This window comes from Runella sp. SP2 (genome assembly GCF_003711225.1).
In the GTDB taxonomy this organism is placed as follows: domain Bacteria; phylum Bacteroidota; class Bacteroidia; order Cytophagales; family Spirosomataceae; genus Runella.
The window spans coordinates 5758247-5781882 of the sequence record NZ_CP031030.1; the positions used below are offsets into that span (position 1 = coordinate 5758247).

Genomic DNA, 23636 nt, shown 5'->3' on the forward strand with positions numbered 1-23636 from the left:
ATTTATTCGCTTATATCGTCATCCCAAATGCTGGCAACGATTGTGGTGCAATCGAATCCCACAAACGGTTTCGTTGTTCGCGGACTTCTTGCAAGGTTTTGCTCCCCAGTACGGTTACACTAAATAAGCGCTTACGACGCCCGCCACGCTCGGCGGTAGCATCGCCCATTTTCGACGATAGCATTCCTTTTTCTTCAAGCCGATGCAAGGCCGCATGTACCGCACTGATGCTCACATTTCGTCCAGTTTGTCGGTCTAACTCGTCGGTGATGGCTATTCCGTAAGCTCCTTCACCAAGAATAGCCACGGTCAAGAGTACAATTTCTTCAAACTCGCCTAAATACGTTCGTTTCATAATTGAATATCGTTGTTCTAAAAGAGGAGAGGTATTACTTCAACTTTTGTAGAATTAATACTTCCAAAAAAGGTTCAACCTCAAAACAAAGGTTGAACCTTCTTCAAACACCCAAGGCTATTTTTTCAAGCCCAGCTCTTGTTCTATTTTTTCAATGATGTTGTTGCGCTCTTTTTCTGATTTATCGGCGGCATTGATTGTCCGTTCGTAAATCACCTCTTCACCGTCTTTATTAAAACGGTAACGCATAAAAAGCTCGCCCGTTTCCGAGTTATATTTTACCTCTTTTTCAAACCCATCTTTCAACGGTTTGGAAGTAGAATGGCCGCTGCGGTGATACCCATCCGAATACGTTGCCCCCGAAAACGGCGTTGGAGGGGTCGGAGGTACAGGAGGAGTTGGAGGAGTAGCCGGTGTGGGGGGCGTTGGCGGTACAGGAGGTGTAGGGGATTGAATTCCTAACGAATCCAAGACATGATCGCGCAATTCTTTTCGTTCGGTTTTGCTCAAATGCGCAACGTCGAAGGTGCGGTCATACTGAATCGCCCGCCCGTCTATCGTTCCTTTGACCCGAATTGACATCGTTTGGCCGTTGTCATCAATACTGCTACTGATAGAGCGGTGTTGGGCTACGACCATTGAACTCACAAATAATAAACCAACGATTGATAAGGTTTTCATGGCAGGAAAGGGTTAATCAGTTTTCAATGATTTTACAGGATTCATCAACGCGGCGCGAATGGCCTGAGAACTCACCGTTAGGAGCGCTATAAAAACCGCAACAACGGCCGCCAAAGCAAAATACCACCACTCAATTTCGATGCGATAGGCGTATTTTTCGAGCCAACCTTTTAAGAAATACCACGCAATAGGAAAGGCAATCAAAGTAGCTACCAACACCAATTTGATAAACTCTGCCGACAGCATACCGACCAAGTTGGTCACGCTGGCTCCGAGCACTTTTCGCACGCCAATTTCTTTGGTACGTTGTTCGGCGGTGAATGCTGCCAAGCCAAACAGCCCTAAACACGAAATAAAAATAGCCAAGAAGGCAAAGAAATTTGACAGTTGATTGACCACCTCCTCGCTTTTGTATTGTTTGGCGTACTCTTGGTCGGTAAATGAATATTTAAACGGAAAACTCGGATTAAACTTCTTGAATGTTTTTTCAAGGTTCGCCAACGCATCCTTGGTTTTGCCTGCTTCTGCCCTCACAATCACTACCCCCCAATTTTCAGTTTTGGGTTGTAGGCGTAGAATCAGGGGTTCGATGGTTGAGTGCAACGAGTTATAGTGAAAATCTTTCATCAAGCCCACAATCGTTCCCTTACGTCCCCACATGGTCATTTCTTTACCAACGGGGTCTTTGTAACCCATCTTCTTAGCACTTGCTTCGTTGATGATGTAGTTGGTCGTATCCGTGCCGTATTGCTCACCAAAATCACGTCCGCCTACAAGCTTAATGCCCATGGTTTGGATATAATCGTACGAAATGGCATTTTGGGCAAACAACAATAACTGAGTTGTGTCTTTGCCTGGCCACGTAACGCCTTGGGTAGAAGAACCAACTTCCAACGGATTGGCCTGCGAAAGCGTGACGTGCTTAATCCCTGGCTGCCGTTGAAGTTCTTGTTTAAACGAAGAGAAATTTGTTTGTAAATCCCCTTCTAACGGCATATATACTAAGTTTTCGCGGTCGTATCCCGAATTTTTGGTTTGAAGATAATCCAGTTGTTCGTGAACAATCACCATGCCCACTATGAGCATAATCGACAACGCAAACTGAAACACTACCAAGCCTTTACGAAAATAAGTAGCGCTCGGTTTAAACTTCAATGAACCTTTGAGTACCACCACGGGGTTGAGCGAAGACATAAAAAGTGCGGGGTAACTTCCTGCAACCAAGCCCGTGAACACCGTCAAGCCCAGCAAAGTGGCTAGAATGCGCGGGTCGGTGAAATTGAGCGTCAGTTCTTTTTCGGTAAGAAGATTAAATGTTGGCAGTAACAAAAAGACCAACACAATCGAAATCAGCAGCGACAATAACGTAATCAGGATAGCCTCTCCCATAAATTGCCCCACCAAAACACCTTTAACGGCTCCAATCACTTTGCGAACGCCTACTTCTTTGGCACGTTTGACGGAGCGTGCCGTCGCCAAATTCATAAAGTTGATGCAGGCAATGAGCAAAATAACGATGGCTACAATTGAGAAAATCCGCACGTATTCGATGCGCCCACCGTCTTGCTTTCCCGAATCCCATTTTGAATACAAATACGATTCTGGAAAAGATTGTAAAAACAATTCAACGTTGCTGTCTTTATTCTTGGTTTTGATGTAGCCCTTGATTTTGGCGTTTACCTTCTCCAATGAAGCATTTTTGGCCAACAGCACATAACAGCGCGGACCATTATTTCCCCACTCTTTCGACCACGCATTGGTTTTTTGCCAGCGGTCGTAGCTCATCAAAAAATCAAACTGTATCGAACTCTTTTGGGGAATTTCCTTGAGTACTCCCGTTACCATGACCGCGTCTTTGTTGTCCACCTTAATGGTTTTACCGATGGGGTCTTGGTTAGGAAAATACTTTTGGGCTAACTTTTGTGAAATCACCACGCCATCAGGACGTTTGAGGGCGGTTTTAGCGTCGCCTTTTTCCAATGGGAAACTAAACAAACGCAAGAAATCGCCTTGGACATAACGCCCTTTTTCCTTGTCAAAGGTATTTCCCACGGTAAAGAGCGGCTGTTCTTCCCACAAAAACTGGCTCGCCATTTCTATTTCGGGGATGTCTTTGGTGATGTTTTCAGCCAAAATCCCAGGAGTAGAAGGATACGTTTCAATTTTTCCAGAATAGTACTGATTTTCCATCACCCGATAAAGGCGAGCGCCGTTGGCGTGAAAACCATCCATGTTTATTTCATCTTGCACCCAAAGCATAATCATCAGGCTGCAAGCCATACCAAGGGCCAACCCCATGATATTAATAAACGAATAAACCTTGTTTTTGAGCAGATTGCGGAACGCAATCGTGAAGTAATTTCTTATCATAGCTGTATGGGTAAAAGACAATAGAAAGGGCAAAGAATTGTAGAAACTCCGTGCCCTTTACGTCAAGAAATATAATGGATAGGAATACGTGATTAGACGCGCATTTTTTCCGTAACTACCTTACCATCAAACAAATTGACAATACGGTGAGCAAATCCTGCATCGTACGGAGAGTGAGTTACCATGACGATACTCGTCCCTTCGTCGTTGAGTTGGATGAGGAGTTTCATTACCTCTTCGCCGTTGGCAGAGTCGAGGTTACCCGTAGGCTCATCGGCCAAAATTAGTTTGGGTTTGGCAACAACCGCCCGCGCAATTGCCGTACGCTGTTGTTGCCCCCCTGATAGCTGTTGAGGGAAGTGATTGCGACGGTGCATGATATTCATGCGGGTCAATACGGTTTCGACCATTTCTTTGCGCTCGTTGGCTGGTACTTTCAAGTATAGCAACGGAAGCTCGACGTTTTCATACACCGTAAGTTCGTCGATGAGGTTAAAACTTTGGAACACAAACCCAATGTTTCCTTTGCGGAGTTGGGCCCGTTGGCGCTCCGACAAAGTAGCCACTTCGGTTCCGTGGAAGTCATAGCTTCCTCCCGAAGGGTTGTCTAGCAAGCCTACTATATTTAGTAACGTAGATTTTCCACAGCCTGATGGCCCCATGATGGCCACAAACTCGCCATCTTTTACTTCCAAGTCTATTCCGTTCAGGGCTGTAGTTTCAACTTCTTCAGTTGAGAAGATTTTTTGAAGGTTGGTTATTTTGATCATGTCAAGCCCCCTAACCCCCAATGGGGGAACGCCAGGGTCAGCGGTTTTGTGTGTTTATGTTTTTTTCGAAATAATTGGCTGTTTAAGCCCCCATCGGACGGTACGCCAGCGAGGTTTGGGGGCTTGTATATTACTTCATTTCCAATACTTCCTTATCACCAAAATTAGCATACGAGCTGGTGATAACTTTCTCGCCTGGTTGCAAGCCTTCGAGTACTTCGTAGAACTCTGGGTTTTTGCGACCAAGGGTAATGTTGCGTTTGCTTGCGCGCTTTCCGCTGTTGTCTAAGACATACACCCAATTTCCGCCCGTATCAGAGAAGAACCCTCCGACTGGTAGCAACATTGCTTTTTCGGCCTTGCCCAATTCCAAACGAATCGGGGTCGATTGCCCACGCTTGATTCCTTCTGGCGCTCCTTTCGGGAAGCTCATATCTACTTCAAAACGACCGTTGCGTACTTCTGGATAAATGCGGGTGATTTGGAGGGCGTGTTCTTTTCCATTAAAATCAAAATTTCCTAAAAGCCCCACAAAAATCCGTGAAATATAATGCTCGTCAATCGCTACACGCATTTTAAAACCATCCAAGTCATCAATTTGGCCAATGTTTTGTCCTTGGCTGATGTTTGACCCTACTTCTACGTCAATCGACGACAACATCCCGCTTACGGGTGCTTTTACCACTAAGTTATCGAGGGTTTGACGCCACAATTCCACGTTTTTCTGAGTACGCACCAGCGTTCCTTCCAGCTGTGAAATCTGCATTTTGGCGTTTTCTTCTTGATAGTTTTGCGACTCTGTTTCAATATCACGTTGTTTTACCAACAATTCGTAATCACGCTTCGACTTCAAAAAATCAGACTCAGGAATGACCTTGTCTTTGAACAACTTTTGGTTACGGTCGTAACTATCTTTGGCTTGATCAATTCTAAAATCAAGGTCATTGAGTGTACGACGCATATTAAATCGGTTGACGCGCAACTGCTGGCGGGTATTTTGAAGGTCGTTGACCAATCGACTTGCTTCGGTTTCTGATTGCAAGAAGTTAAGCTTCAAGTTTTGGTTTTCAAGGCGCAAAAGCACTTGGCCTTGGCTTACCATACTCCCCCCTTCTACTATTTTTTCTTTCACGTATCCGCCCACAATCGCGTCAAGGCGAATCGTTTTGAGGGGTTGAACTACGCCCGTTACCACAATAAATTCATCAAACGACCCCGTTGAAACGCTTGATACCGTCAATTTATCGGCTTCTACGTTGAGTTTTGAACGTTTATCTGAAAAGAATACTTGGTATCCAATGAAAGCGATGATGGCGCCGCCGCCTACCACCAAAATGATACGCTGTGTATTCCAAAATTTCTTTTTCCGAACGCGATCCATTGATCCTTGTGTACTGTTGTTTGAAGTTTGGTTGCTAAGTGGATGTTTGACTTCCATGGGTGCATTTGTTAATTCTGATGAATTTAAAATTTTTTAAACAATAATGGCTGTTAAAAACAACGCCTTGTCTGGCTCACGGTTCTCTAACCTAAACTAAAATCCTTCAATTGTATGTGTTCTTATGGCTGTATGAGTACTGTACCTCTCTTTATCCAATACCCGTGCCAGAACCATAAGTGATTGAATTTTAGACAATTATTCAAAAATACCATTTCTAATTTTGTCCGTTTTCGGACAAGCATTGTACGGCGGTGGACAGGATTAAAAAGTACGTATTTTCTTACTGATTGATTATGAGGGATTTTGTAACTTGGCACTCTTATTGGGTAAACTCCGTTAGCGTTTAAAACCCTCTGTAAACAACAATCGTATAAATACCTCATGCTTTCAGCCAAAATCCTCATTGTTGACGACGACGTAGATGTGCTTAGTGCTGCTAAACTGATGCTCAAACGCCATTTTAGTCAAATAGATATTGAAAAAAATCCGCAACGAATTCCATTTTTGGTCACCAACGGCGACTATGACGCGATTTTGCTGGACATGAACTTCACCCGCGACGTTATCAGTGGTAAAGAAGGATTTGATTGGCTCGACCGTATTTTAGACATTGACCCGCTGGCCGTAGTAGTTCTTTTTACGGCTTTCGGAAACGTAGAAATGGCCGTTCGTGCGATGAAATCAGGGGCGATGGATTTTGTTTTGAAGCCTTGGGAAAACGACAAACTGCTCGCTACCCTGCAAGCAGCCGTCCAAAAACGGGCAGAAAATAAAGCACATGCCAATGTGCAACCTACCTCCGCTACGCCCACCGCCCCGCCTAAAACCGTTGCCAAACCGACGCAATCCACTTTTTTGGCAACCAGCCCAATCATGCAGCAGCTGTATGCTACCGTTGAGCGCGTAGCTTCTACCGATGCAACAGTATTGATTTTGGGAGAAAACGGGACGGGAAAAAGTGATTTAGCCCAACTTCTTCACCAAAAATCCAACCGTACCGAAAAGCCATTCGTCACCGTCGATTTGGGAGCTATTCCCGAAAGTCTGTTTGAAAGTGAGCTTTTCGGAAGTGTCAAAGGAGCGTTTACTGATGCAAAAGAAGACCGCGCAGGACGGTTTGAAGAAGCCCACGGCGGAACGTTGTTTTTGGACGAAATCGGGAATTTATCACTTCCCATGCAAGCCAAATTACTTTCGGTCTTACAAAGCCGCCTCGTGACGCGCGTCGGCTCCAACAAGCCCAAACAAATCGACGTCCGCGTGATTTGTGCCACCAATCAGCCGCTCGCCCAAATGGTAGCTGAGCGTACTTTTCGCCAAGATTTACTATACCGTATCAATACCATTGAGCTTCGCCTTCCCCCACTTCGCGAGCGACCAGAAGACATTGTTCCGTTGGCGGAGTTGTTCTTAAAACAATACCGTCATCAGTACAAACGTGTGGTGACGGCGTTCAGTGCGGCCCTTGTCAAACAACTTCAACGCTACAATTGGCCTGGAAATGTGCGAGAATTGCGAAGTGCGGTAGAGCGGGCCATTATTTTGACCCAAAACTCTACCCTCCAGCCCGAAGATTTTTTCCAAAACGCCTTTACCGAAGCTTCTCAGTTCAATGAAACGTTTCAGTTGGAAGAAATGGAAAAACAACTGATTGTGAAGGCCATGAAGAAATACAACGGTAATATCACAGAAGTAGCGCGCGAATTGGGTCTTTCACGGCAAGCGTTGTATCGGCGCATGGAAAAATACGGACTATGAGACATTTCTCTATTGGTATTCTTTGGCGCATCGTCCTACTGGTATTTTTTGTTGGAATGGCGGTTTATTTCGGCAACAAAGAACAGTGGACGGCCGTATCGCTGCTTGGGATATTGGGGGCAGCCGCCATGTTTAATTTGTACCACTATGTCACGAACATCAACCGAAAACTGTCTCGTTTTTTTGAATCAGTTCGGTACTCTGATTTTGCGGTAAAATTCCGTTCAGACGACAAAATGGGGGATAGTTTTCGCGAAATTAATCAGCAGTTCAACGAAGTACTCGAAGCCTTTCGCATCGCTCGTGCCGAAAAGGAAGCCAATTTACAGTACCTCAACACCATCGTTCAGCAAATTAATACGGGTTTGATAAGTTTTGGCAGCGATGGTCGCGTCGAACTGGTCAACAGCGCAGCCCTAAAGATGCTGAGTATTTATCGCCTCCGCCAACTTGAAGATTTACAAGAACCTCATCCTCAACTATTTTCGCTTATATCAAACATTAAAACGGGAGTAAAACAACTCTACGAAACCCCCGACGACGAGTCGCTTTCGGTACAAGCAACCCAAATTCAACTACGGGGCAAAGTCCTTAGGATTGTGGTTCTTCAAAACATTCAGTCAGAACTCCAACAGAAAGAAGTGGAGGCTTGGCAAAACCTGACGCGCGTGCTTCGACACGAAATAATGAATTCGTTGGCGCCGATTTTGTCGTTGGTTGGAACCATGAAAGAGATTGTCCAATTGGACATTCAACCCGAAATCCCTGAAAACGAAGGACTTCAAGATTTGACCGAAGCACTCCAAACCATTGAAAAGCGCAGTACAGGGATTATTCAGTTTGTGAATGCTTACCGCGACTTCACGGCGCTGCCAAAACCCACTTTTGCCGAAATTTCGGTCAAGGAGCTTCTTCAGCGGGTGGTTCAGCTGTTCCAAAAAAGCTTACAAGAATCGTCGGTACAGTTAAACGTGAGCGTCGTTCCCGATACCCTTCTTCTTAATGCCGATGCTGATCAGATTGAGCAAGTTATTATCAACCTCATTAAAAACGCCATCGAAGCTTTGCAGGGCAACCCTGAACCTTTGATTACTGTCAAAGCCCATTCGGACATCAACCAACGAACCTACATTGAAGTCGCTGATAATGGTTCGGGCATCGAGCCTGAGGCATTGGAGCGTATTTTCATTCCGTTTTATACCACAAAAAAAACAGGCTCAGGGATTGGTCTGAGCCTATCAAGGCAAATTTTACAGCAACATGGCGGCTCACTTACGGCTACCTCAGAAGTTGGCGAAGGCACTTCGTTTGTGATGGCGCTGTAAGGATTATCCAAACAATCGTACAGGCTCAAACGCTTGGCCGAGCACCAAACGAGAATCCGCTTTGAGCCAGTCGTCGAGCAGCGTCGAATATATTTGACGAAAGTCTATTTTGTATTTTAAATCTCCGTTGTCCAAATCTGTCAAATCAGGCGCTTCCGACAGTACAGGCTTCGTACGGTGTGGCCCGCCAATGACAAATACGTTGTTGGCCGTACCGTGGTCGGTACCATTTGAGGCATTTTGTTTGACCCGACGCCCAAACTCACTAAACGTCATAATCATGACATCATCAAGACGGTTAGTTGACTTTAGGTCTTCCACAAATACACCTACCGCTTCGGCGTACTGGCGCAACAGGCGGTCTTGCTGGTCGTTTTGACGAATGTGCGTATCAAAACCCGACAGCGAAACGTAATACACCCGCGTGCTTACGCCCGAGGTAATCAGCTCCGCAATAGTTTTGAGGCTTTTTCCTAATTCCGTTGTCGGATACAACTTACTAGATTTATGTATTTGGGCTTTGTTGTACACATATTCAGCCGACGACACGGTTTCTGCCAAGGTTTTGTACAAATACGCCACATTTTCGTGGTCGTCGGCAGGGGTTAGTTTTGAATTAGCTTTTACAAAACCATTTTGGGTTTGGGAAAACAGCTTTTCTGGATTCTGAAGCGCTAACCCGTTCAGATTTTTTCCCTTCAACGCCAAACTCAACGTATCGTCGATTTCGAGGGCTTGGTGCGGGGCGGCTTTGACACTTTGACCCGTGCATTGTGCATCTAAATAGCGTCCAATCCAGCCCGTTGACAAATACTCGCTGGCACTGCTTCCCGTTTGCCAAATGTCCATCGAACGAAAGTGCGAGCGGTCAGGATTTGGATATCCTACATTGTTGATAATTGATACTAACCCGTTGTCGTACAATTCTTTGATTTTTTCAAGGGCGGGATTCAGTCCAATGTCATCGTTTAGGCGCAACACATTCGTTGATTTTATGGCGATAGACGGCCGTTCACGGTAATAAATATCATTCCGAAACGGCACCACGGTATTGAGGCCATCGTTTCCTCCCGACAATTGGATGATGACAACCACTTTTTCGTTGAGCGTAGAAGGTGCGGAGTACTGCGTTTCGTAGGCTTTCAAAAATTGAGGGACTAATAACGAGCCTGCGGTCGTAAAAGTCGTATTTCTTAAAAATTCACGGCGTTTCATGGTGCTAGTGGTAGTTATAGATAGTGTGTTTAACCTACTTGATACTCAGGAATTGACATCAACGCCACTGTCAGCTGTTTGACACGCTCGACTCGGCTTGGGGCATTTCCTTGTTTATCAATTTGTTTTAACAAAGAGCTGTTAATAGGTACTTGTATCAAATGTAATGCCAGAGCTTGGGTAAGCTCCTGTTCAGAAAAAGAATTGAAAAATGAGGCGAACTTTTCCCAATTCATCGTTACCTCAAATTTATTTTTCCGCTTCACCGTTTCTTCATTCGCATCCCCGCTTTCTTTTACGCTTGCCGCCAGCATTTCGTTGCGAAAAAGTACTTTTGGCAGCTGCATTCTTGTCAGCAAACTTGAGCTATCAATCCAGGCAGTTCCCGATGGCCAGCCCGCCACGTTGGGGGGATTGAACAACGTTTGCCCCAATAATTTTTGAGCGTACAAAACAGGGGTTTTATCCACAAAATCCATTTGGAGCGTTCGTTGCATTCCCGCTAATAATTCGACGGGCGATTTGATTTGTGCCCCAATATTGACAGGATCGTAAAACCAATCCTGTGTAAATACATACTCCATCACCTCCAAAATGTCACCATCGGTGCGTAAAAAGCGATTTGTCAATGCCTCAATGTGCTCGGGATTTACTTTTTGATTGACAAAATAGCGGTACAGTTTGGTAGAAATAAACTGAGCTGTTTTGGGATTGGACAGTAGCATATCCACTACGTCTTCTCCCGTGAAGTTGCCCGTTTTACCAAATACCGTTTTGGTACCTTCGTCGTGGAATACCTGCCGAAACACAAACTCTCCTTGGCCGTTGAATCCCCAGCCCGTAAACGCCCTTGCGGCTTCTTTTACGTCGGTTTCGGTATAATTTCCGCGCCCCAGCGTAAACAATTCCATTACCTCACGGGCAAAGTTTTCGTTAGGGCTTTTTTTACGATTTTGTTGGTTGTTCAAAAATTGAAGCATGGCGGCATCTTTGGAAATGGCCATCAGCAAATCACCAAATTTGCCAAGGGCATGGCGGCGCAAGGTATTGTTTTGCTGCTGAACAAAGAGCGCCATTCTGCTACGACACGCGAAATGATTGTGCCAAAACAAGGTCATTTTTTCCCGAAAAGCCCCCTGTCCTTGCCCCATTCGAGCCACCCACGCATCGTTTAAGTTTCCAATGCTTTCGCGGCGCTCTTCGGCTACGGCCTTTAGTTTATCTTTGATTCCTTCAAGTTCTTCCGTAGGGTTGGCTTTCATATCGCGTTTATCATTCCGCAACGAAAAATAGGGCATTGGCCCAACAACATTGAAGTCGTGAACCTCTTTACTGTCTCGAATAAAATCCTTGACTACCCGATGCTTAGGGGCAGAGAGCGCTGCTTTGACCTCATCGGGCGAAGCCCCAAACCCTGCCCTCCAAAAAAAGTGCTGAAGCTGACGCTGGTGTGAATTTGCTTCCATAGTGTTTCCTTGAACTGTTTTTTTCTTAGAATCACTTAGAAGGAATAGGTTTAATGAAGCTACATTAAAAAATCCCCTGCTAGACTTGCTAACAGGGGATTTTTAGAAAAAACGAATATTTAGCTTACCAGAATACAGTGTAAAGAACAGCTACCACAACTACTACAACGGCAGCTCCAACGGCAAATGTGCCTTTTACACGGAACATCGACGCATCAATTTCAAGTCCTTTATCGCTTGGTTTCCAAAGTCCGAGGGCAATCATCACTGCCACACAGATAAGGAACACGATTCCCATACGGTCGAGGAACGGCACTGTTGACCAGTCAGCGCCTGGGAGCCAGTTGTTGTGCATTGAAAACGCCAACAAGAAACCACCCACGATGGCAAACATAGCGCCCGCCGAATTGGTCTTTTTCCAGAAAAATCCTAACAAGAAGGCCGCAAATACCCCTGGAGAAACCAAGCCTGTCATTTCTTGAATGAACTGGAATCCACCTTTTTTATCAATACCCATGTAAGGAGAAATGACAATCGCCAAAATCATCGCAACGACAATCGTTACCCGTCCCATCCAAACCAATTTTTTCTCATCGGCTTCAGGAGCAATGTATTTTTTGTAAATGTCCAACGTGAAAATGGTCGAAATACTGTTTGCTTTTCCAGCCAATGACGCCACAATCGCGGCCGTTAGTGCCGCAAACGAAAGCCCTTTCAAACCTACTGGCAGCAGGTTAAGCAATACAGGGTACGCACGGTCTTGATTTAGCTCTCCACCTTCAAGCATTTCAGTTTGGAATAAGCCGTGTTGGTACAACGTATAAGCAGCAATCCCTGGCAAAACCACGATGATTGGCATCAAAAGCTTCAAAAATGCGGCAAACAAAATCCCTTCACGAGCCGTCTTGAGGTCGGCACCAAGGGCCCGTTGCGTAATGTATTGGTTACATCCCCAATAGTTAAGATTCACAATCCACATCCCACCAATTAATACGGTAAGCCCTGGAAGCGCCATGTATTGTGGGTGTCCTTCTTTAAATATCATGTGGAAGTGGTCTTCCGAATGTTCCATCATGGTTTTAAACGCACCCGCCAAACCTGGCGCATTAAATTCTTGCGACACCAAATCCATGGCAAGGTAAGTAGTAGCCAAACCTCCTAAAATCAAGAAAAACACCTGAATTACGTCGGTGTAACCAATTACTTTCATCCCTCCTACCGTAATTAAAACGGCAAAAATGGCCAAGCACCACATACAAACTGTAAAGTCAATTCCTGAGATGGTCGATACGGCCAAAGCTCCTAAAAACAGGATTGAGGTTAGGTTTACCAATACGTACAAAAACAACCAGAAAATCGCCATAATCAAGCTAACGGTGGTATTGTAGCGTTGATTCAAAAACTGAGGCATGGTAAATATCCTGTTTTTGAGGTAGATAGGCATAAAGAATATCCCTACAACAAGGAGTGTTGCGGCCGCCATCCATTCATAAGTAGAAATGGCAAGTCCCATCAAAAACCCATTTCCTGACATTCCGATAAACTGCTCTGCCGAAATGTTGGAGGCAATAAGAGAGGCGCCAATCGCCCACCAAGTCAGTGAACCTTCGGCGAGGAAGAAGTCGGTGGTACTTGCTTCGGCTGATTTTTTTCGTTGGTAAATCCAGTAACCGTAGCCTGCGACTACGACAAAATACACTAGAAAGACTAAGTAGTCTAGGGTTTGGAGTTTTTGCATTTTAATTGCTGGGAGGTTAGTTGTTATTAGGGTCAAATACGTCGCAAGATACGGAAACGTCCATAAAAAAGTAGAAAAAATACCGTTTTAATACTATTTTACAAAATAATCGTTCGGTTGCCGTGAATAAACACACGGTCGTTGAAAACCAGCTTCAATGCCTTCGACAACACCGATTTTTCAGTGTCTTTACCAAGAGTGGCCATGTCAAATGCCGTCAAGCGGTGATCTACTTCCTTCACATCTTGGGCAATGATGGGGCCTTCGTCCAAATTATCGTTTACAAAATGCGCCGTCGCTCCAATGATTTTTACCCCTCTGTCGTATGCTTGTCGGTACGGATTAGCCCCAATAAACGCAGGTAAAAACGAATGGTGAATATTGACAATTCGGTTAGGGTAATGTTTCACAAAGTCCGAAGTAAGCACGCGCATATATTTGGCTAACACCAGATACTCAGGCTGATAGATTTCGAGGGTGCGTAAAATTGCCTCTTCGTGCTCTTCGCGGGTTTTGTGTTCGTGGGAGATGTAGTGAAAAGGAATCCCAAATTTGCTCACCAACGGCTGCAATGTATTATAGTTACTCACCACCGCCTGAATCGTTGCGTCAAGTTCATCAAAAGCGTACCGTATCAACAACTCGCCAAGGCAATGATGCTCTTTGGTGACAAATAAAATCACGTCTTTCTTTTTCTTTGGATTCAACCGTAGGTTAAGTCCCGCAGGAAGTGTAGCCGTTAAATCATCCAAAATACTCTTCGGATTCCCCTCTCCCTCAAATTCAGTACGCATAAAAAATTGACCCGACGGACTCACGTATTCGTCCTGACTAATAATATTTTGGTTGTGATTGTACAGCACATGCGTGACTTGGTAGATGAGTCCTTTGTGGTCTGGACCATCCATGAGGAGAATCTGCTTCATTCGAAGGTCAAAGTTGAATTGGTATTTTTGTTCAAATGTACGAATTAAGGCTATTTTACCCATTTTTTGAGCAAATATCCTTCTTATTCACCGCCGTTAGTGTAAATCCCCCCCTTTGGGTGAACCCTCACACGTAGCCTAGGTAGTAGTTTTGGACTACCAAACTCATACAGCTATGTTTCGTTTTACATTACTTTTATTGCTTTGTGGGGCTACACATGCTCTTTTTGCCCAAACACTCTCTGGACGCGTCACGGATGAAGTCGGGAAAGGTGTTGAATTTGCCACCGTTACTCTTTTACGAGCCAATGATTCGACCCTCGTCAAAGGCGAAATTACGGATGCTCAAGGGGATTTTTCCTTCGAAAAAGTCGCTTTTGGCCGTTTTTTTGTTCGAGTTAGTCAAGTTGGCTACGCGCCGTTTAGCAGCCCTATTTTTGTCCTCAATTCCGAAACACCTACCCTTCATTTACGCACGTTGGCTCTGACCCAAGCCGCGCAAAACCTCAACGAAGTCACGGTGCGCAGTACCAAACCCTTTATCGAACGTCAACTTGATAAAACGATTGTCAATGTCGAAAACAGTATTGTCAGTGCGGGAAGCAATGCGCTCGAAGTGCTTGAACGCTCACCTGGCGTAGTTATTGACCCAAACGACAACCTCAGCCTCAAAGGTAAGCAGGGTGTTGTGGTGATGATAAATGGTAAACCTTCCGTTATTTCTAACCAAGACCTTGCCAACTACCTGCGAGGCTTGCCTGCCAATACCCTAGAAAAAATTGAAATCATCACCAATCCGTCGGCCAAATACGACGCCGCAGGAAACGCGGGTATTTTGAATTTGGTACTAAAAAAAGACCAAAGCCTCGGCACCAACGGCACGCTAAGTTTGTCGTATGGGCAAGGCGTTTACGCAAAAACGACCGAAGGAGTAACGTTCAACCACCGCAACAAAAAAATCAACCTCTACGGAAACTATAATTACTCCTACCGCAAAGGATTTAGCCACCTCCGCCTCGACCGTCAGTTTTATAAAAACTCGGCTTTAGAAGGCGTTTTTGACCAAGATAATTTTATTCGTTTTCCCTTCAAGACCCATACCGCTCGCCTTGGGCTTGACTATTCTCTATCATCAAAAACGATGATTGGGGCGCTCATTACGGGGCTGGACAATCGCTTTAACCCCGTCGGAAATACCACAACACGCGTTTTGGATGGCCAACGAAATTTTCTCCGAAACGACTTAAATACCAATGATTCTAAAGACAAATTGCAAAACTACGCGGCCAACCTCAACCTCAAGCACAATTTCGATACCAAAGGCCACGAGCTAAGCATAGACGCCGATTATGTCCATTACCAAAACACTTCTGACCAACGCTTTGATACCGATTTCTTGGATGGCTTGGGGCAAAAAGTGCTGCCAACCACTATTTTAACGGGCGACATTGCGGGTTCTTTAGACATCAAATCGCTCAAATTTGATTACACCCGCCCACTCAAACAAAAAGCAAAATTAGAATTGGGAGCAAAAAGTAGCTTTGTTCGTGCCGACAATGACCTCAAATACTACAACCTCAGCGACGGACAACCTGTATTTGACCCTCGGCAAAGCAATCATTTTATTTACAACGAAAACATCAATGCTGGCTACCTCAACTTTGCCAAAGAGCTGAATAAAATCAATTTTCAATTGGGTTTACGCGTCGAACAAACCCGCCTTAACGGAAACCAACTTGCAACTCAAGCACAGTTTGACACGTCTTATACGCGACTCTTTCCCAGTGCTTTTATCAACTACAAACACTCCAAAACCCACCATTGGGGACTTTCGCTGAGCCGCCGCATCGACCGCCCAAGCTATAAACAACTCAATCCGTTTAAGTTTTTTATCAACAACAGCACCTACAGCGAAGGAAACCCCTACTTACAACCGCAGTTTACGTATTCTCTCGAACTGTCGCACACCTACAAAGACCAAATCACAACGACTCTTTCCTACAGCAAGACGTTCAATAACATCACAGAAGTTATCGTTCCTGCCGATGGTGAAGAAAAAATTACCATTCAAACCAACCGAAATTTGACCGAGTTTGAGTTTTGGGGAATCAACGTTTCGGCACCCATCCAAGTGGCCAAGTGGTGGAATAGTGTCAACAACATCAATACTTATTACGGAAAATACACGGGTTTTACGGCCAATACGCCACTGCAAAATGGGAATTTCAACATAAATATCAACAGTAATAACAGCTTTACACTTGGCAAAAAAGGCTACGTAGCTGAGCTTACCGTCGTGTATCGTGCCCGCGAGATTTATGGATACATGGACGTCTTACCAACGGGGCAACTGTCGGTTGGAATTCAAAAAACCTTCTGGCAACGCAAAGGGACGTTGAAACTCAACGCCACTGATTTGCTTTATACTCAAATCGGACGCGCTACCGTGACCTTCAATGATTACGTAGAAATATTTCGGGTAAACCGTGATACGCGCGTAGCGACATTGTCTTTTTCGTACCGTTTTGGGAACAACAAAGTGACCCAGTCGCGCCGTAGAAATTCGGGGGTTGAAGATGAAAAACGCCGAGTAGGAGCCAGTTAACCCCATTTAACATACTTTAACGGAACGAATAGCGCTTCATTGATTCAAAATTCTGATGTTTGCACAAGGTTTCCAAACCCCTATTAGCAGCCTTGTTTTATCAAGATTTTTAAATGAAACGACCCTTCCATGCAACGTTCCCCTGGCATTTCGCATCTTATTACAAAATGAGCAGCATTATGACGGGGGAGCGATTTCATTTTGGGCATTTATTCAGGCGCGTGTCACTGGGTTTTCTCGGTCGGCGCCCGCAAGAACGTCCCAGTCAGCTCGTTCACCGACTCTTTTTTTTATTAAGCCAAGAAAAACTCTACCTGTCTCCTCATTTCTCACTCGACTCGCTGGCCCTTCGCCTCAACGTTGCGCCATCGCTGCTATCCAAAGCGCTCTGCGAAACCATCGAACAAGATTTTTTAGAGCTTATCAATTATTACCGCATTCAGGAAGCCAAGAAAATTCTTGCCAACCCCAATAACATCGAGGTCTGTCTCGAAAATATTTCGTCCCACTTGGGGTATCTTTCGCACAGCAACTTCCTCAAAACCTTCTACCAACATACCCTTCTTACTCCCGATGAATACCGCCAACAAATGAACTTGGTGTGCGGGCCGTTGGATTCTTAGCTACTTGAAGTGGTTGTCAGAGATATTTTTTGAAAATATTATGCTTGCATACTATTTTTTTCTACTTTTGGTTCACCAAAAATATCTCATTCAACACATACTGATTTAGATACAATGAACCGTAGCATTAAGAAAGTAGCCGTGTTAGGCTCAGGCATCATGGGGTCGCGTATTGCGTGCCACTTTGCCAACATCGGCGTAGAAGTATTGTTGTTAGACATTGTTCCCAAAGAACTCAACGCGGCTGAGCAAGCCAAAGGTTTGACGCTCGAACACCCTGCGGTTCGTAACCGTATTGTGAACGACGCGTTCCAAAATACCCTCAAAGCCAGCCCTGCGGCCTTGTACAGCACCAAATTTGCGAGTCGGGTCAAGCTTGGCAATTTTGACGACAACCTCGCCGAAATCAAAAACTACGACTGGGTATTGGAAGCGATTGTGGAGCGTTTGGACATAAAACGGTCGTTGTTTGAAAAGGTAGATGCGCTTCGTAAGCCTGGAACGCTCATTACGTCAAATACGTCGGGGATTCCGATTCATTTGATGTCGGAAGGCCGCAGCGATGATTTTCAGAAGCATTTTTGCGGAACGCACTTTTTTAACCCTCCTCGTTACCTCAAATTGTTTGAGGTAATTCCAGGTCCCCAAACCGACAAGTCAATCCTCGATTTCTTGATGCACTACGGTGACTTGTATTTGGGCAAAACTACCGTACTGTGTAAAGATACCCCTGGCTTTATTGCCAACCGTCTCGGAATTCATGCACTTGTAGAAACAATTCGAGTGGCCGCCGAAATGGGTCTTACGGTTGAAGAAGTTGATAAATTGACGGGGCCTGTGGTAGGTCGCCCCAAATCAGGTACGTTCCGATTGTCGGACGTGGTCGGTTTGGATACGACTGTCAACGTTTGTAACAACCTTGTGCAAATGAAGCACGATGAGTCAAGAGCGGCCTTTGAGCTTCCGCCGATTATGGCCAAGCTAATGGAAAACAAATGGTTAGGCGATAAAACTGGCCAAGGTTTTTATAAAAAATCAAAAGACGAAAAAGGAAAAACGCTCATTTTAGCCCTCGACCTCCAAACGTTGGAATACAAGCCGTCGGTGAAAGTGAAGTTTGAAACCCTTGAAAAAACCAAAGCGATTGATGACCTCAAAAAACGTTTTGGCATTTTATTGAAAGGAACCGACAAAGCGGGCGAGTTTTATCGTCGTACGTTTGCGAGCGGTTTCCGTTATGCTTCCAACCGTATCCCCGAAATTTCGGACGAACTTTACCGCATCGACCAAGCCATTTGTGCGGGTTTTGGTTGGGAAATGGGGCTCTTTACCACGTGGGATGCCATCGGAGTGAAAAACATGGTCGGCATCATGGAGTCGCTTCAGCTCAATCCTGCTCCGTGGGTATATGAGATGCTAGAAGCAGGGAATGAAACGTTCTACAAAGTACAAGACGGGAAAAAACTGTACTACGACATTCCGTCGAAATCGTACAAAGCCATTCCAGGTCAAGAGTCGTTTATCATTCTTGAAAATAAATCACAAAATATCATCTGGAAAAACGCTGGAGCGTCGATTTATGACCTTGGCGACGGCATTGCGGGCGTGGAGTTCCATTCAAAAATGAACACCTTCGGTGCCGAAGTAGTCGAAGGACTTAATCGCGCGTATGCCATTGCCGAAAAAGATTTCCGTGGATTAGTCGTCGGAAATGACTCCAACGAAGCTTTCTCAGCAGGAGCTAACTTGGCCATGTTGTTTATGTTTGCGATTGAGCAAGAATACGACGAAATCAACCTGATGATTGCGCAGTTCCAACAAACGATGATGCGTGCGCGCTACTCGTCGATTCCTGTCGTGACGGCGGCTCACTCGTTGGCGCTTGGAGGCGGTTGTGAATTAAATTTACATTCCGACAAAGTCGTGGCTCACGCCGAAACGTATATGGGCTTGGTAGAACTCGGAGTAGGGTTGATTCCTGCGGGAGGTGGTACCAAAGAAATGGCCCTTCGCTGCTCGGATTTATATAAAACGGGCGACCCTGAGTTAAACATTTTACAAACGGCCTTTATGAACATCGCCCAAGCGAAGGTTTCGACCTCGGCACAGGAGGCAGTGGAAATGAATTACATCAAAGCCGACCGCGATCAAATTGTGCTCAATCGCAGCCGCTTGATTGCCGAAGCCAAACAAGCAGCGGTGGATTTAGCAGAAAACGGTTACACGCAACCGAAACACCGCACCGACATCAAAGTGCAAGGTAAAACGGGCTTGGCTTTGTTTAAAGCAGGAATCGGAAGTATGCGCATGGCAAATTACATCTCTGACCACGACGCCAAAATCGCCGATAAGTTGGCCTACGTCATTTGCGGGGGCGATTTGAGTTATCCACAAAACGTGACCGAGCAATACCTTCTCGACCTAGAGCGCGAAGCTTTCTTATCGTTGACGGGCGAAAAGAAAACGTTAGAACGTATTCAAGGACTACTTACGGGTGGAAAACCTCCTCGGAACTAATTGTTAAGTAGTTGCGCATAAATTTTAGTGTATTTGTAGTTTATATCGCTTCGGAGAAGCACAACCTTTGTAGTAGTAGTAAAGAGGGCCATCTATAAAACCCTTTTGCTTCGGAGAAGCATAACTTGATGCTTTGTTATGCTTCTCCGAAGCAAAAACTAAAAAACCACCTGCTGTTACTACAAATGTTGAGCCTCTACTGAGGCTACTTTGAATTACCCTAGAACTTTTGCTTTATTACTTAATGCACCTAAAAGCTTTTGCTAACAAAAAGCCCCTCCAAGTTTTTGAAACTTGGAGGGGCTAATTAGGGGGCGCCCAGCCTTGGAAGGACTAAAAAGGCAAACCTTCAATTCTTGCTTACCGCAAATCAATCACCTCTACTCCTTTGTATTTTGAAGCGTCGAAGGCAAATGACTTATCATCGACTTTTACGTTTGGCACAAAACTATCTACCTTAAAACCAAGGCGTTGTCCGCTACGCTGAAAAATTTTCCAGCTTTTCACCGACTTGTCTTTTTTATCAACTTTGATTTGGAGTTTGGCCACTTTCGAGTCTTTTTTCTCGGGTGTAAGCTCCACTACTTCGTAGGCTTTTCCCGCTTCAGTTACTTCTTCCAAGAAGGTGTATTTATACCCTTTTTTGTAAATCGTATATACCTTCGTTGGGTCAATATCCCCCGCTTCTTTCGGGTCATAGTTATTAACAGTTGCTTCGTTGCTTTCTTTGATGTAGGTAGTCATGGTTTTTCCATCGTTGAAAATCTCTTGACCCGCCATCTTCAAACGAAACTTTGTTCCCTTCACGGTGGCATCCCCTTTTAGAGTCTCTTTCGTTCCTTCATTGATGTATGTAAACGCAACTTTGAACGACGTCATTGTTTTGTACTTATTGCTCATTGCATCCAAAATGGTCGCAGCGCGTTTGTCATTTTGGGCATTTGCGAAAAGGCTCCCCAAAAGAGCCATTGCAACTAGGGCTTTTCTCATTTAATATCTGTTTTTGTTAAAGATGCTATATAGACCGCTTTCCAACGAAAACGTTTAAAACAGCACGCCTATATAACCAAACTTGATTGAGCAAAGTTACAAGAAGTACCGAAGTGTTCAATATTTGTTGGTCGATAGAAGCCTAGCATCCGTCGAGACAAAAAGGCACTACCCCATGTTTTTGAGCATTTGCTCCAGCGTGGAAATGTCGTTTATCAACACTTCACGGGCTTTACTACCTTCAAATGGCCCGACGATTCCTGCGGCTTCGAGTTGATCCATGATACGACCTGCGCGGTTGTATCCCAGTTTTAGTTTCCGCTGAATCAGCGACGTACTTCCTTGCTGACTCACCACAATCACACGTGCGGCATCGTCAAACATCGGGTCGCGATCGGCCAAATCAATCGTTTCTTTGCCTCCTTCATCGTCATCTCCGCTAAATTCAGGCAAATGATAGGCCGAAGGATAGCCACGTTGGCTACCAATAAACTCGCACACTTCGTCGATTTCGTCGGTATCGGCAAAGGCACACTGAAGACGAATCATGTCCGAGCCTGTCGAAAGCAACATATCCCCCATCCCGACGAGCTGTTCCGCCCCTCCCGTATCCAAAATCGTTCGCGAGTCAATTTTTGACGTTACCCTAAACGAAAGACGGGCAGGGAAGTTGGCCTTAATCAAACCCGTAATGACGTTGACCGAAGGCCGCTGAGTGGCTACTACCAAGTGAATCCCAATTGCCCGCGCCAACTGTGCCAAACGAGCAATCGGCTGTTCTACCTCTTTGCCCGCCGTCATCATCAAATCGGCCAACTCGTCAATTACCAAAACGATGTAGGGCAAAAAGCGGTGCCCCTTCTCTGGGCTAAGTTGGCGTTGGGTAAATTTGGCATTGTATTCTTTCACGTTACGAACCCCTGCTTCTTTAAGCAAATCGTAACGCGTATCCATTTCAATACAAAGCGAATTGAGGGTATAAACCACTTTTTTGGTATCCGTAATAATTGCCTCTTCGCTGTTGGGGAGTTTGGCTAAAAAGTGACGTTCGATTTTGTTAAACAGCGTCAATTCTACCTTTTTAGGATCTACTAGCACAAACTTGAGCAAAGCAGGGTGTTTTTTGTAAATCAAGGAAGCCAAAAGGACGTTTAGCCCCACCGATTTCCCTTGACCCGTAGCCCCTGCCATCAACAAGTGGGGCATTTTGGCCAAATCGGTAATAAAAAACTCGTTGGAGATTGTTTTTCCCAACGCCACAGGCAAGTCAAACGAAGTCTCCTGAAATTTCTTACTTGCCAAAACCGACCGAATCGACACCATTTCACGGTTTTTGTTGGGTACTTCAATCCCAATCGTTCCCTTCCCAGGCATCGGAGCAATGATACGAATCCCCAACGCTGCCAAACTCAATGCAATATCGTCTTCAAGGCTCTTAATTTTAGAGATACGAACCCCTGCTTCTGGAATGATTTCGTACAATGTTACCGTTGGCCCGATGGTTGCTTTGATACTTGCGATGCTGATGCCATAATTAGCCAACGTTTCGACGATGCGGTCTTTGTTGGCTTCCAATTCCTCTGCCGTTACTTTCGACTGTCCTTCGCCTCGGTTGTGTAACAAATCAAGGGTGGGATATTTGTAATTGGCCAAATCCAGCGTTGGGTCATACGGCCCGTGTAACTCCACTAATTCATCCGCTGCTTTGTCAGCATCGGAAAAAGGCACGACTGGAATCTTGGTCGTCGTACCTGAAATTGGCGTATCATCTATTTTATCTTCTTTGGCTGCCACCACTTCGTCGGCATTTTCCACGATAAGGGTCAAATTAGGAGCTGCTTTTGGCGTTTTGGGGGCTGAACTATTTGCCGTAAAATCGACCGTTTGTGCTTTTTCTCCAGGCTCATCCACTGGTTTTGTTTCCACTTTCGGCGAGGCTGTTGGAGCAGGGCGTTCTTTTGGGACAGCGACTTCATCTATTTCGTCTTTCTCCTCCAATACTACCTCAATATCCACGGGTTGAACGCGTTTTTTGATGGGAGTTTCAACCATTTCGGCAAATTCATCAAAAGAAGAAATACCGTGAAAATAAACCATGATAATCCCTAATAAACCCAAGACAACAAACAACCCACCAAAACCAATGTATTTGTTGAGCAGGGCATTGATTTCGTAGCCTATCCCACCACACAAAAAACTAAGCGAGCCAGCCGTATCGGTCTGAAACACGAAGAAGCCAAAAAACAACCCAAGCCACATCAGGTAAATCAATACCAACTGGGTAGTGCGCTGCAAGGGCAACAATTCTCGCCCAAACGAAATTTTCACCCCGATTAGAAACAGTAGAAACGGTAATCCCAAAGCGGCGATTCCAAACCAGCGAAAAATAAAGAAGTGTGAAAGCAAGAGCCCAAAAAAGCCCATGATGTTCTCGGTTTCTTTGACTGATACCCGCATTTTGGTGGTAAAAGCCGAATCGACCACACTTTGGTCGGCCGCGCCTGTGAATAGGTACCAAACAAAAGCACCAAAAATATAAAGCGATAAAAATAACAATACCCAACCCCAAACTTTACGACTACGCGGGCTTGGATTAAAGGGGATTGCCATTTGCCTGCCTCCTCCGCTGGGTGGGGTAGGCGGGGGTGGCGTCGTCCTGCGATCTTGCTTCGACGAATTGGGAGGAATAACGTTTTTGGCCATTAGATACTCGTTGTAGGGTTTCGTTACTAATTCTTTTCGAGTTACTATTTTATCAAAAAATGCTAACGAAGAATAGACATAGTTATTGAGACCGTAGAAAAAAAGCGTTCTACCGTACACAACTCACTCAGTATGAAGGTGTGCTGACGCACA

General features: G+C 45.1%; 16 protein-coding genes. 5 read left to right on the forward strand and 11 right to left on the reverse strand.

What is annotated here, in order from left to right; translation table 11 throughout:
* Positions 1-10: 10 nt before the first annotated feature.
* The 5 genes from DTQ70_RS23130 to DTQ70_RS23150 all read right to left on the reverse strand — a co-directional run bounded on the left by DTQ70_RS23130 (position 11) and on the right by DTQ70_RS23150 (position 5557).
* Entirely contained in the window at positions 11-355 is a 345-nt protein-coding gene (locus DTQ70_RS23130; protein WP_122933000.1) for a PadR family transcriptional regulator, read from the reverse strand.
* Between the two features lie 117 nt (positions 356-472).
* Positions 473-1036 (reverse strand): hypothetical protein, encoded by a 564-nt coding sequence (locus DTQ70_RS23135; RefSeq protein WP_122933001.1) that lies wholly within the window; start codon positions 1034-1036, stop codon positions 473-475.
* Between the two features lie 12 nt (positions 1037-1048).
* A complete protein-coding gene (locus DTQ70_RS23140) occupies positions 1049-3406 on the reverse strand; it encodes an ABC transporter permease (RefSeq protein ID WP_122933002.1) in 2358 nt (785 codons plus the stop codon).
* A 92-nt stretch (positions 3407-3498) separates the two neighbouring features.
* Positions 3499-4176 (reverse strand): ABC transporter ATP-binding protein, encoded by a 678-nt coding sequence (locus DTQ70_RS23145; protein ID WP_028523031.1) that lies wholly within the window; start codon positions 4174-4176, stop codon positions 3499-3501.
* A gap of 130 nt (positions 4177-4306) precedes the next feature.
* Positions 4307-5557: an efflux RND transporter periplasmic adaptor subunit gene (locus DTQ70_RS23150; RefSeq protein WP_122934527.1), complete on the reverse strand. Its 1251-nt coding sequence runs from the start codon at positions 5555-5557 to the stop codon at positions 4307-4309.
* Positions 5558-5998: 441 nt separating this feature from the next.
* Between DTQ70_RS23150 and DTQ70_RS23155 the strand changes: the two genes are divergently transcribed.
* On the forward strand, positions 5999-7375 hold the full coding sequence (locus tag DTQ70_RS23155; RefSeq protein WP_122933003.1) for a sigma-54 dependent transcriptional regulator: 1377 nt from the start codon (positions 5999-6001) through the stop codon (positions 7373-7375).
* Entirely contained in the window at positions 7372-8700 is a 1329-nt protein-coding gene (locus DTQ70_RS23160) for a PAS domain-containing sensor histidine kinase (RefSeq protein WP_122933004.1), read from the forward strand. The genes DTQ70_RS23155 and DTQ70_RS23160 overlap by 4 nt, the downstream gene beginning before the upstream one ends.
* A 3-nt stretch (positions 8701-8703) precedes the next feature.
* Here the strand turns inward: DTQ70_RS23160 and DTQ70_RS23165 are convergent, their stop codons facing one another.
* The 4 genes from DTQ70_RS23165 to purU all read right to left on the reverse strand — a co-directional run bounded on the left by DTQ70_RS23165 (position 8704) and on the right by purU (position 14027).
* Positions 8704-9915, reverse strand: coding sequence for a DUF1501 domain-containing protein (locus DTQ70_RS23165; RefSeq protein ID WP_122933005.1), 1212 nt, complete (start codon positions 9913-9915; stop codon positions 8704-8706).
* A 29-nt stretch (positions 9916-9944) separates the two neighbouring features.
* Positions 9945-11381, reverse strand: a complete 1437-nt coding sequence (locus DTQ70_RS23170) for a DUF1800 family protein (RefSeq protein WP_122933006.1) — start codon at positions 11379-11381, stop codon at positions 9945-9947.
* Positions 11382-11505: 124 nt separating this feature from the next.
* Positions 11506-13119 (reverse strand): sodium:solute symporter family transporter, encoded by a 1614-nt coding sequence (locus tag DTQ70_RS23175; RefSeq protein ID WP_122933007.1) that lies wholly within the window; start codon positions 13117-13119, stop codon positions 11506-11508.
* Between the two features lie 98 nt (positions 13120-13217).
* Positions 13218-14027: a formyltetrahydrofolate deformylase gene (purU, locus tag DTQ70_RS23180; RefSeq protein WP_229600161.1), complete on the reverse strand. Its 810-nt coding sequence runs from the start codon at positions 14025-14027 to the stop codon at positions 13218-13220.
* Positions 14028-14220: 193 nt separating this feature from the next.
* On the opposite strand from purU, the gene DTQ70_RS23185 reads away from it, so the two are divergent.
* From DTQ70_RS23185 to DTQ70_RS23195, 3 genes are all read left to right on the forward strand, one after another.
* Positions 14221-16650: a TonB-dependent receptor gene (locus DTQ70_RS23185; protein ID WP_122933008.1), complete on the forward strand. Its 2430-nt coding sequence runs from the start codon at positions 14221-14223 to the stop codon at positions 16648-16650.
* 113 nt (positions 16651-16763) lie between these two features.
* Positions 16764-17273 carry a helix-turn-helix domain-containing protein gene (locus DTQ70_RS23190; RefSeq protein WP_122933009.1) on the forward strand — a complete coding sequence of 170 codons (510 nt, stop codon included), beginning with the start codon at positions 16764-16766 and terminating at the stop codon, positions 17271-17273.
* Between the two features lie 114 nt (positions 17274-17387).
* Positions 17388-19790 (forward strand): 3-hydroxyacyl-CoA dehydrogenase/enoyl-CoA hydratase family protein, encoded by a 2403-nt coding sequence (locus tag DTQ70_RS23195; protein ID WP_122933010.1) that lies wholly within the window; start codon positions 17388-17390, stop codon positions 19788-19790.
* Positions 19791-20150: 360 nt separating this feature from the next.
* Here DTQ70_RS23195 and DTQ70_RS23200 read toward each other — a convergent pair whose 3' ends face one another.
* Entirely contained in the window at positions 20151-20780 is a 630-nt protein-coding gene (locus tag DTQ70_RS23200; protein ID WP_122933011.1) for an outer membrane lipoprotein carrier protein LolA, read from the reverse strand.
* Positions 20781-20948: 168 nt separating this feature from the next.
* Positions 20949-23483: a DNA translocase FtsK gene (locus tag DTQ70_RS23205; protein WP_122934529.1), complete on the reverse strand. Its 2535-nt coding sequence runs from the start codon at positions 23481-23483 to the stop codon at positions 20949-20951.
* Positions 23484-23636: the final 153 nt, after the last annotated feature.